The organism is Nitratidesulfovibrio sp. SRB-5 (genome assembly GCF_019931275.1).
Lineage (GTDB): Bacteria > Desulfobacterota > Desulfovibrionia > Desulfovibrionales > Desulfovibrionaceae > Cupidesulfovibrio.
The window spans coordinates 1636040-1647147 of record NZ_JAIOTY010000002.1; the positions used below are offsets into that span (position 1 = coordinate 1636040).

Below are 11108 nucleotides of genomic sequence, written 5' to 3' on the forward strand. Positions count from 1 at the left end.
GTCATGCCTTGCGTATGCGCATGCTGAAGTCCGCCACTGGGGCGGAGTGGGTAAGCCTGCCCACGGAGACGAAATCCGGCCCGTGGGGGGATGCCTCGGCCAGTTGCCGCAGCGTTTCCAGGGTTACGCCGCCGCTGGCCTCGGTTTCGATGCCGGGGGGCACCACTGTAAGCGACTCGCGCAGGAGCGCAAGGTCCATGTTGTCCAGCATGATGCGGTCCACCTTGCAGGCCACGGCCTCGCGCACCTCGTCCAGGGTGCGGCATTCCACCTCGATGGGCGGGCAGGGCGCATAGGCCGCGCGCAGCGCCGCAACGGCGGCGGTGATGGAACCGGCGGCGTCGATGTGGTTGTCCTTCAGCATCAGCATTTCGGCCAGGGTGCGGCGGTGGTTTTGCCCGCCGCCCACCAGCACCGCGTACTTTTCGGGAAAGCGCAGCCCCGGCAGGGTCTTGCGCGTATCCAGCAGGCGGGTGGACGTGCCATCAAGTTCGCGCGTGTAGCGGCGGGTAAGGTTGGCGATGCCGGACAGGTGGCAGACGAAGTTCAGGATGACTCGTTCCGCCTTCAGCACCAGCCGCGCCGGGCCTTCGATGTCGGCGGCGATGAAGCCGGAGGGCAGTTCGTCGCCATCGGCGGTGTGGGGGGTCCACGTCCAGCCGCCCACCACAGGGCTTTCCAGCAGGGCGGCGCAGCGCTCCATCACCAGCGGGGCAATGGGCAGCCCGGCCACCAGGGTCTGCTGCTTGGCCACGATCTGGGCGGCCAGCCGGTCCACGGGGCCGAACACGGCGTCGCTGGTCAGGTCGGGGCCGTCTTCCAGCAGGGCCAGGTCGATGGCGGCCAGCAGGTGCTCGCGGGGCTGGCCCGCGAAGAAGGTGTCGAAATCCGGTACGGTATGCGATGACATGGATTGTGCCGTCACTGGCTAGATGATACACGCAGGGTGCCCCGCGCCGAGCCTGCGCCGCGCGGAGGTTTTTCGGCGTCGCAAGAGGCGCAGCCATAAGGTGCGCCACGGGTGCGCCACGAAGGGCAGCGACCGGGGCGCATGCCGTGTAGTAGGAGGCTGCCCCGCTTTCGTCAAGCCGACGCCGCCGTGCCGCCACACGGAACGGGCATGCGGGGTGGCATGCCCGCCCACGCCGCCGGGCTGGCCGGAACCAGACCCGCCAGGCAGGCCTGACAAATCGAGCAGGTCAGGCAGACCGGGCAGGTCAGGCAGGACGAGCAGGTCAGGCAGGCCGGGCAGACCGGGCAGGTCAGGCAGGACGAGCAGGTCAGGCAGGACGAGCAGAGGACCTCCTTCCTTTCGTATTTCGTCGCATCACGCGTTTCACGCGCATTACGCGCTTCACAAAGCAGGGAACAAGGGTATTTCATGGCAGGGCAGGATCACGGGCAGGAACACGGGCACGACCGCGAATGTGTGGACGGCGCCCCCCGCGACGACGGGGACGCCTGCCGGACCATCGTGCTGCCCGAGGAATGCCGCGACCCCGCCACGCCCGGTGAAGACGCCGAGTTCGCCCACCCCGCCGACGTCGCCGACCATCTGGAAAACCTTTCGCTGGAACGACAGGTGTGCGTGCTGCGCCACCTGCCCGCAGAGGACGCCGCCGACGCACTGGCCGAGCTTGACGAGCACGTGCGCGTCGACCTGCTGGAGAACCTCGACGCCGACGTGGCCGCCCAGATCCTGTCCGAAATGTCGCCCGACGACGCGGCGGACGTGCTGGACGAACTGGACGAGGACCACCGCGACGTCCTGCTGAGCAGCCTGGAAACCGAGGACGCCGAGGAAATCCGCCACCTCATGGCCTTCGACCCGGACACCGCGGGCGGGGTCATGAACACCGAGGTTATCATCCTCGACCACGGCCTGACCGCCGACCAGGCCATCTCGCAGATTCGCGCCGAGATCGAGGACAAGGAAATCCCCTACTATGCCTACGTGGTGGACGAGCAGGACCGGCTGGTGGGCGTGCTTTCGCTGCGCGACATCATGCTCTGCAAGCCCGGCAACAAGCTGCGGGACGAGGTGCGCGGCCAGGGTCTGATTTCCGTGCTGTTCGACCAGGACAAGGAAGAGGTGGCGCACCTGCTGGGCCACTACAACTTCATGGCCATGCCCGTGGTGGACTACGAGGGCCGCCTGCTGGGCGTGGTCACCCACGACGACATCATCGACATCATCCACGACGAAGCGTCCGAGGACATGCTGGGCATGGTGGGCGCGGGCACGGACGAAAGCGTGGACACGCCGTGGCACGAATCGGTGCTGAAGCGGCTGCCTTGGCTGGTCATCAACATGCTGAATTCGGCGGTGTCGGCGTCCGTGGTGTACATGTTCGAGGGGTCCATCGCCCAGATGGCGGTGCTGGCCGTGCTGATGCCCATGGTGGCCAACCAGGCGGGCAACACCGGGCAGCAGGCGCTGGCCGTGATGATCCGGCAATTGGCGGTAGAGCGGTTCGACCGGCGCAAGGCGTGGTGGGCCGTGCTGCGCGAGGCCAAGATCGGCCTGTCCAGCGGAGCCATCGTGGCATTGCTGGTGCTGTGCGCGGTGTGGGCGTTTGCCGGGTCGTGGAAGCTGGCCTCTGTGATGTCGCTGGCGCTGCTGCTGGACATGCTGCTGGGCGCGCTGGCCGGGGCGTCCATTCCGCTCATTTTGCGGGCCGTGGGGCGTGACCCGGCGCAGGCGTCCAGCATCTTCCTGACCGCCATCACCGATGGCGCGGGGTTTTTCATCTTTCTGGGGCTGGCGACGCTGGTGTTGTTTTAGGTTTCGCGCCGCGTGGCCACGTATGGTTGGGCGTCCCTCCTGCGACAGGGAAAGAGAAACGCCACTGCGAACAAGAAGGGCCGGTCCACCGCAAAGGGGACCGGCCCTTGGCCGTACGGTGCGGCAGCCCGCCGTCGCGCAGGCTACAGCGTCAGCACCGAGGCGTCTATGATCTCGCGGCGCATCTCCAGAAAGTGCTTGCCCGTCAGGTCGCGCGGGCGGGGCAGGTCCACGGTGTAGGTGCGCTGCACCCGTCCGGGCAGCTTGCCCTCGATGGTCACGATCCGGTCGGCCAGGAACAGCGCCTCGTCGGTATTGTTGGTGACGAAGAGGACGGTGCGCTTGTCGGTCTGCCAGATGCGTTCGGTTTCCTGCTCCATGAAAATGCGCGTCTGGGCGTCCAACTGGCCGAAGGGTTCGTCCAGCAGCATCACCCGGGGCTTGTTGGCGTAGGCGCGGGCAATGCCCACGCGCTGCTTCATGCCGCCGGAAAGCTGGTGCGGGTAGTGTTTTTCAAAGCCCTTCAGCCCCACCAGATCGATGTAGTGCAGGGCGATGTCGCGGGCCTCGTCCCCGGGCAGGCCGCTGAGCTTCGGCCCCATTTCCACGTTGCCGAGCACGGTCTTCCACGGAAACAGCATGTACCCCTGGAACACCAGCCCTCGGTCGGCCCCCGGCCCGGTCACCGGCTCGCCGTCCAGGATCACGGTGCCGGTGGTGGGCGTTTCCAGCCCGGCGATGATGCGCAGCAGCGTGCTCTTGCCGCTTTGGCCGGGCCCCAGGATGACCACGAATTCGTTGGCCTGCACGTCGAGGCTCACGTCCTCTAGCACCGGCACTTCCTGCTTGCCCTTCTGGATGAAGGTCTTGCTTACGTTGCGGCATTCGATCACGGCGTCGTCCCTTCCTTGCGGATGTACGGTTGCTGCGGGCTGCGGGAGTGGGGCGTGGTTGCCCGGCTGGGCCGGACTACCCTGATTGGCCTGATTGGCCTGCTTGGCCAGACGGGCCGGACGGGCCGGCGGGCTACAGCCCGGCGATCTTGCGCTTCCACGGGCACAGCTTGCGTTCCAGCGCGGTGACCAGCAGCGTGGTGCCCCACGCCGCCGCCGCGATGACCGCCATGCCGCCGATGACCATGGCCGGTTGCGACAGGTTCATGCCCTGCACGATGATGTACCCCAGGCCAGAACGGGCGCTGACCAGTTCCGCCGCCAGCACGCAGGTCCAGGCGATGCTGAGCGATATCTGCAACCCTGCGAAGATGGCCGGGAACGAGGCGGGAAAACAGACGTGCAGTATCTCGTCGCGGCGCTTGCCGCCCAGCATGCGCACCACGTCGTACAGTTCCGGTTCCACCAGGCGCACGCCGTTGTAAGCGTTGAGCAGGCAGGGCACGAAGGTGCCCAGCACGATGATGAACACCTTGGACGTCTCGCCGATGCCGAACCACAGGATGGAGATGGATATCCATGAAATGGGCGGCATGGGCTTCAGCAGGTCGAACAAGGGTTTGACGATGGCGTTGACGTAGCGGTTCAGGGCCATGAACAGCCCCAGCGGCACGGCGATGGCGGCGGCAATGGAAAAGCCCACCACCACGCGCTGGGTGCTGGCCCACACGTGACCCCACAGGGTCAGTTCCGCCAGTTCCTCCCGGGTAAGCACCACCAGTTGTTCCAGCACCTCGTGCGGGCGGGCCAGGGCGCTGCTGCCCCCGCCCAGCACGTTGGAGCGCGCCAGCCAGTCCCACAGCGTAAAGAAGGCCACGATGGACACGGTGTGCAGGAACCAGCGGTTGGTGAGGATGCGGCCGAGGTTCAGCGGGCCGCGGTCCACGACCTGTCCCACGGTTTCGTTGGCGATGGAAGAGCTTGCGGCGCTGCACGTGGCTTCCTGCGACATGGTCTACCTCCTGATCCCGGCCAGCAGCCGCTTTTCAACCTTGTCGATGATCACGCCGATGAAGGCGCCGGTCAGCCCCACCATGAACATGCCCAGCACCACCATTTCGGGCATGGCCAGCCGCCTGCCCATGGTGATCATGAACCCCAGGCCCGCGTCGGCGGCCAGCAGTTCCGCCGCCACCAGGTTGGTCCAGCAGCAGGCCAGCGCGATCTGCAGGGCGCCGAAGACCATGGGCAGCGCCGAAGGGATGCACAGCTGCCGGAAAATCTGCCAGTCGCTGGCCCCGTAGGTGCGGGCCATCTGGATGAGCGTGGGGTTGGTCATCTTGACCCCCACGTAGGCGTTGATGACGCACGGAACCAGCCCCCCCAGCCAGATGATGAATATCTTGCCGGGCAGCCCGATGCCGAACCAGAAGATGGTCAGGGGTATCCACGCCACCGGGGGGATGGGGCGGATGATCTCGAAGATGGGCCGGGCAAGGCCCTCGGCCACGTTGAACCAGCCCATGGCGAGGCCCAGCGGCAGGCCCACGGCAAGGGCCAGGAAATAGCCGCCGAAGGCTTCCTGGATGCTGACCCAGGCGTGCTGGTGCAGCAGGGCGCCGTCGGGGTCCATGTTGGTGAACTTGTCGAACAGTAGTTGCGTCACGGTGGTGGGCGCGGCCAGCATGGTGTCCGGCACGACCCCGGTGCGCACGACGATTTCCCATGCGATGAAGAACGTGGCCACGCTGAGGATGGGCAGCAGCTTCAGCGCCAGCGGCGTTCTTACGACAACCTCGCGATATGCGGTCATGCATGCCTCCGGTGTCGGCGGGTGGGAAGGGGCGCCCGCCCCGCACGGGGCGGGCGCCGTGCGGAAACGGTTACTTCACGGTGGGCACCAGCTTCAGGAACTTGTCGGTGATGTAGTAGCCGGTCAGCAGCTTTTCGCCTTCGGCGGGCTTCAGCTTGCCGAGTTCGGTAAAGAACTTCACCAGGTCCTTCTGCCATGCCTGCACCTGGCTTTCACCGGCGGAGGCGTCGAACATCTTCAGCTGTTCCTGCAAGGTGAACACCGGGTGCAGTTCCAGGTCCATCTTCGCTTCTTCCTCGGACATGTTCAGCCCGGCCCACTTGAGGAAGCGGGCGTATTCGGGGGCCAGCTTCACGCCTTCGGAGCGCAGCGCGTCGATGCCCTGGAAGTACACCTTGAGGAAGCGCGCCACTTCTTCGGGATTCTTGTCGCAGTATTCCTTGTCGCCGATGAGCACGATGGGCACGAATCCGCCCGCCGTCTTGACGTCGGAGGCGACCTTCCAGCCCTTCTTGAGACCGTTGTACATCTGCGGCGCCCACAGCACGACCGCGTCGCCGATGCCCTTTTCGAACGCGGCCACGCACTGGGCGGGGTCCATGTTCTTGATGGTGACGTCCTTGTCGGTCAGGCCCAGGGCCTTCAGCCACAGGCTCATGGCGTAGTGGCCGGACGAAATGGTGGTGGCCAGGATGGTCTTGCCCTTGACGCTTTCAGGCGTGCCGAACACGTCGGGATGCTTGGGATTGAAGCCCTTGGTCTTCAGGATGGGGCTGTCCGGGCGCACCAGCACCGCGTTGGTCACCGATTCATCGTTGGCGATGGCGATGAGGTAGGCGTTCTGGCGCAGCGCGCCGAACATCATGGGTACGCCGCCCGTGCCGCCTACAACCCACTGCTTGGCGGGCAGGGCCTCGATCTGGGCCATGCCCGAATCGAACATATGCATCTTGAAGTCGAAACCGGCGGCCTTGTCCCAGCCCTGCTGCTTGGCATACCAGGGCACGAAGGTTTCGTGCTCCGCCTGCCAGGTCGTGTTCAGGGGCTTCACCTCGGCGGCAAGGGCCGTCGCCGCCATGGCAAGAAGGGCCATCACGGCAGCCGCAAATCCAAACCAACGTTTCATCTGGAGCATGGTCTGACCTCCTTGAAGCAGGTTACGGTAGACTGTCTGGGCGTATGTTCTTGCCATTGCGTGTCCCCTTGGGGGGTTACCACCATCTGATCAGATTCGTGACGTGTTCGCGGATGCGCACGAATTCCGGGTCCATGAAGTCGCGCGGGCGGGGCAGATCCACCTTCACCTCCGCCTTGATGCGGGTGGGCTTGTTGGACAGCACCAGGATGCGCTCGGAAACGTAGACCGCCTCCTCAATGTTGTGGGTGATGAACAGCACCGTGCTTCGCAGCTTGCGCCACAGGTTGACCAGTTCATCCTCCAGGTAGAACCGCAGCTTCACGTCCAGCTGGCCGTAGGGCTCGTCCATCAGCAGCAGGTCGGGGTCCACGGCGAACGCGCGCGAAACCGCGATGCGCTGCTGCATGCTGGCGGATATCTGGTTGGGGTACAGGCTTGCGCACTGGGTCAGCCCCACCATGTCCAGGATGTGGTCGAGCCGCTCGTCGATCTCCTTCCGGGGGCGTCCCTTGACCTCCATGCCGTAGGCCACGTTTTCGCGCACGGTGCGCCAGGGCAGGCAGGTGGGTTCCTGGAAGACGTAGGAGATGTTGTGGCGCTTGGGGTCGGCGGGGGTGCCGTCGATGAGGATCTGTCCGTTGGATGCGGGCAGCAGGCAGGACAGGGCATTGAGGAAGGTGGTCTTGCCGCAGCCCGTGGGGCCGACGATGGCCACGAACTCGCCCTCGGCCACCGAGAAGGAGATGTCGTCGAGAACCAGCAGTTCACCGAACCGCTTGGTGAGATTGCATACTTCGATCTTGGTTCGTGGTCTGGCGGCGTCTTGCACGGGTACGCTCCATCGGCGGGGTGGCCGCCTCCTGCGGCCCGGCCCCGGGGAAGAAGGGGGGGCGGGCGCGCAGGAAACGGGCTGCCGCGTTGACAGGGGCGGCGGATTCCGCGTCGTCGTCATGCTTTCGGGGGGCCGGGCGTACCTGGCCAGCCCCCGCGCGGGGACCGGCCGTGCCCGGACTGCCCCGACTACAACACCTCTTCAACCGGCGCGTGCGGCAGCCCGAAGGCTTCGGCCACGGCCGGGTAGGTTATCTTGCCATCCACCACGTTCAGCCCCTTGCGGATGTCCTCGTGGCGGCGACAGGCTTCCTTCCACCCCAGGTCCGCGATGGTCAGGGCGTAGGGCAGGGTGGCGTTGGTCAGCGCGGCGGTCGAGGTCATGGCCACGGCGCCGGGTATGTTGGCCACGCAGTAGTGGCTCACCCCGTCCACCACGTACACCGGGTCGGCATGGGTGGTGGGATGCGAGGTTTCGAAGCAGCCGCCCTGGTCGATGGCCACGTCCACCAGGATGGAGCCCTTGCGCATCAGTTTCAGGTCGTCGCGGCTGACAAGGTGGGGCGCCTTGGCGCCGGGCACCAGCACCGCGCCGATGACCACGTCCGCCTGCGGCAGCAGCTTGCGGATGGCGTAGGGTCCGGACATCATGGTGATGCAGTTGGGGGGCATCACGTCGCTGAGGTAGCGCAGCCGGTCCAGGTTCTTGTCCAGCAGGTACACCGTGGCGCCCAGGCCGCAGGCCATCTTGGCCGCGTTGATGCCCACGGTGCCCCCGCCGATGACCACCACCACGGCGGGCTCCACGCCGGGCACGCCGCCCATCAGCTTGCCCATGCCCCCGGTGGGTATTTCCAGGTACTTGGCGGCCTGCTGAATGGCCATGCGCCCCGCCACCTCGGACATGGGGGTGAGCAGCGGCAGCGAGCCGTCCGCCTTCTGGATGGTTTCGTAGGCGATGTTCACGTTGCGCGCGGCCACCAGGGAGTGGGTCTGCTCCTCGTCGGCGGCCAGATGCAGGTAGGTGAACAGTATCTGGTCCTTGCGCAGCATCCCGTATTCCGAGGGCTGCGGCTCCTTGACGTGCATGACCATGCCGCATTCGGCATAGATGGTCCGCGCATCGGACATGACCGCGCCCGCGGCCACGTATTCCTCATCGCCAAAGCCCGCGCCCTCGCCCGCACCGGCCTGCACCAGCACCGAATGCCCGTGCGACCGCATGGCCACCACGCCCGCTGGCGTCATGGCCACGCGGTTCTCCAGCACCTTGATCTCTTTGAGAATGCCGACCTGCATGGGATGCTCCTTTCGCGGTTGGAGTATCAGCCGAGCACCTTGACGAGGGCCGCACGCAGGGTGCGGAGGATGACGTCGATGTTGTCCCTGGTGACCACGTAGGCCGGGGCGATGTTGATGATGTTGTTGAAGCCCGGCAGGCTGCGGTTGGTGCGGCCCACCAGCACGCCATTGGCCGCCATTTCGCCCACCACCTGGATGACCTTGCCCTCGGCCATCGGCTTCTTGCCCGCCTTGTCCTGCACCAGTTCGATGCCGCACAGCAGGCCCTTGCCGCGCACGTCTCCCACATAGGGCAGGTCGCCCAGCTCCTTCAGGCCCGCCAGCAGGTAGTCGCCCATGGCATTGACGTTATCGAGCAGCTTTTCCTCCTCGATGATGGCCATGTTCTCAAGGGCGGCGCTGCACCCGGCGGCGCACCCGCCGTACGTGCTGATGTCGCGGAAGTAGGCCATCTTGTCGGCCGGGTCGTTCAGGAAGGCCTTGAACACTTCTTCGGTGGTGGCGGTGACCGAGATGGGCATGTAGGCGCTGGCCACGCCCTTGGCCATGGTCACGATGTCCGGGGTGACCCCGTAGTGCTGGTAGCCGAACATGGTGCCGGTGCGGCCCATGCCGCAGACCACTTCGTCCATGATCAGCAGCACGCCGTGGCGGCGACAGATGTCGGCAAGCACGGTGTAGTACTCGGCCACCGGCGGAATGACCCCGCCGCCCGCCGTGATGGGCTCGACGATGAGGCCGCCCACGGTTTCCGGGCCTTCCTGTTCGATGATCCGCTCCACCGCCCGGGCACAGTCGATGTCGCAGCCGGGGTAGGTCTTGTTGAACGCGCAGCGGTAGCAGCAGGCATGCGGAAATTCCACGAAGCCGGGCACCAGCGGGCCGAACCATTCCTTGCGTTCCGCCTGGCCGGTGGAGCTGAGGGCGCCCAGGGTGGTGCCGTGGTAATCGCGGGCGCGGAACAGTATCTTCTTCTTGGCGGGGTTGCCGGAAAGGTGCGCCAGCGAGCGCACCATCTTGTACGCCTTCTCGTTGGCTTCGGACCCGCTGTTGGAAAGGTAGGCGCGGGTCAGCCCCGGCATGTGGGCAAGCAGCTTCTGCGCGAACTCGATGTACGGAATGTTGCCCGCCGTGGCCGCGTAGTAGGGCATGGCCTTCATCTGTTCGTACACGGCGCGGGCGATGCGTTCGCGCCCGTAGCCCACGTTCACGCACCACACGCCGCCCGAGGTGGCGTCCAGGTATTCCTTGCCGTTGATGTCCCGCAGCGTCAGCCCCTCGCCTTCGACCACGATCATGGGGCCTTTGCCGGCGAATGCCTGGTGCTGGACGAGGTGATGCCACACGTTGGCCAGGTCGGCCGCCGCGTATGCCGCTGGGTCATGCTTCTGACTGGGGCTCATGTCCTGCTCCTTGGGGTTGTCAGGAAAACATTATGGCACCTGTGCTTGCGGACCGCGGGAAGCAACCTCCGGGCGGGAATGATGCGATATGGTCAATGAATAGACAGTGTTCCGGGCGGTCCTCCAAGGCGTTCAGCGAAAATTCGCGAAGGCTCGCCGCCTTCTTTTTTCGCTTTGTCTAGACATAGCGATGAGACTTTGCTATTTTTTTGTCAAGCGTTTTTTGCGACGGGCGGGAACCTGGCGCGAAATAACTTCAACATCGCGCTTTGTCAGGAAAGGCAGCGCGGTACGACCCCCCTTGAGGAGGCTTCGACATGCCCAAGATGACCCCCAGTGAAGCAATGGCGGAAGTGCTGGTGCAGGAAGGCGTCACCCATGTCAGCGGCATTCTCGGCTCCGCTTTCATGGACCTGCTGGACCTGTTTCCGGCGGCGGGCATCGATTTCATTTCGGTGCGCCACGAACAGACGGCGGGCCACATGGAGGACGCCTTTACCAGAATGACTGGCAGGGCGGGCGTTTGCATCGGCCAGAACGGCCCGGGCATTACCAATTACGCCACGGCGGTGGCCACGGCCAACATGGCCCACACGCCCATGGTGCTCATTTCACCCAGCGCGGGCAGCATTTCCGTGGGTTGGGACGGCTTTCAGGAATGTGACACATGGAACATGTTCAAGCCGATCACGAAGGCGTCACTTCGCGTGCCGCACCCCAAGCGCGCCGCCGACATCCTGCGCACCGCCTTCCGCATCGCCTACGCCGAACGCGGCCCGGTGCTGGTGGATATCCCGCGCGACTTCTTCTACGGTGAACTGGACGAGGACATCCTGGCCCCGTCGCAGTACCGCGTGGCCCCCGGTGGCATCGGCAATCCGGAACAGTTCCGCGAGGCGGTGGAAGTGCTGAAGTCTGCCAAGCGCCCGGTCATCGTCTCCGG

Annotated in this window: 10 protein-coding genes; 2 read left to right on the top strand and 8 right to left on the bottom strand. The window is 65.5% G+C overall.

Annotated elements, in window-relative coordinates; genetic code table 11:
• Window position 1: 1 nt before the first annotated feature.
• The gene (gene nadC / locus K6142_RS14080) at window positions 2-910 is read right to left on the bottom strand and encodes a carboxylating nicotinate-nucleotide diphosphorylase (RefSeq protein ID WP_190245093.1); all 909 of its coding nucleotides are present in this window, start codon (window positions 908-910) and stop codon (window positions 2-4) included.
• A 471-nt stretch (window positions 911-1381) separates the two neighbouring features.
• Between nadC and mgtE the strand changes: the two genes are divergently transcribed.
• Window positions 1382-2785, top strand: coding sequence for a magnesium transporter (gene mgtE / locus K6142_RS14085; protein ID WP_190245094.1), 1404 nt, complete (start codon window positions 1382-1384; stop codon window positions 2783-2785).
• 143 nt (window positions 2786-2928) lie between these two features.
• Here mgtE and K6142_RS14090 read toward each other — a convergent pair whose 3' ends face one another.
• The 7 genes from K6142_RS14090 to K6142_RS14120 form a co-directional block, all read right to left on the bottom strand.
• Window positions 2929-3678: an ABC transporter ATP-binding protein gene (locus K6142_RS14090; protein WP_190245095.1), complete on the bottom strand. Its 750-nt coding sequence runs from the start codon at window positions 3676-3678 to the stop codon at window positions 2929-2931.
• A gap of 133 nt (window positions 3679-3811) precedes the next feature.
• On the bottom strand, window positions 3812-4690 hold the full coding sequence (locus K6142_RS14095; RefSeq protein ID WP_190245096.1) for an ABC transporter permease: 879 nt from the start codon (window positions 4688-4690) through the stop codon (window positions 3812-3814).
• A 3-nt stretch (window positions 4691-4693) separates the two neighbouring features.
• On the bottom strand, window positions 4694-5491 hold the full coding sequence (locus tag K6142_RS14100) for an ABC transporter permease (RefSeq protein ID WP_190245097.1): 798 nt from the start codon (window positions 5489-5491) through the stop codon (window positions 4694-4696).
• 70 nt (window positions 5492-5561) lie between these two features.
• Entirely contained in the window at window positions 5562-6626 is a 1065-nt protein-coding gene (locus tag K6142_RS14105) for an ABC transporter substrate-binding protein (RefSeq protein ID WP_012611668.1), read from the bottom strand.
• A 76-nt stretch (window positions 6627-6702) separates the two neighbouring features.
• Window positions 6703-7458, bottom strand: a complete 756-nt coding sequence (locus tag K6142_RS14110; RefSeq protein ID WP_012611667.1) for an ABC transporter ATP-binding protein — start codon at window positions 7456-7458, stop codon at window positions 6703-6705.
• A gap of 191 nt (window positions 7459-7649) precedes the next feature.
• Window positions 7650-8759: an alanine dehydrogenase gene (gene ald / locus K6142_RS14115; RefSeq protein WP_190245098.1), complete on the bottom strand. Its 1110-nt coding sequence runs from the start codon at window positions 8757-8759 to the stop codon at window positions 7650-7652.
• Window positions 8760-8785: 26 nt separating this feature from the next.
• The gene (locus K6142_RS14120; RefSeq protein WP_190245099.1) at window positions 8786-10165 is read right to left on the bottom strand and encodes an aspartate aminotransferase family protein; all 1380 of its coding nucleotides are present in this window, start codon (window positions 10163-10165) and stop codon (window positions 8786-8788) included.
• A gap of 317 nt (window positions 10166-10482) precedes the next feature.
• On the opposite strand from K6142_RS14120, the gene K6142_RS14125 reads away from it, so the two are divergent.
• A partial coding sequence (locus tag K6142_RS14125) for a thiamine pyrophosphate-binding protein (RefSeq protein WP_263284349.1) occupies window positions 10483-11108 on the top strand: 626 nt, incomplete at its 3' end.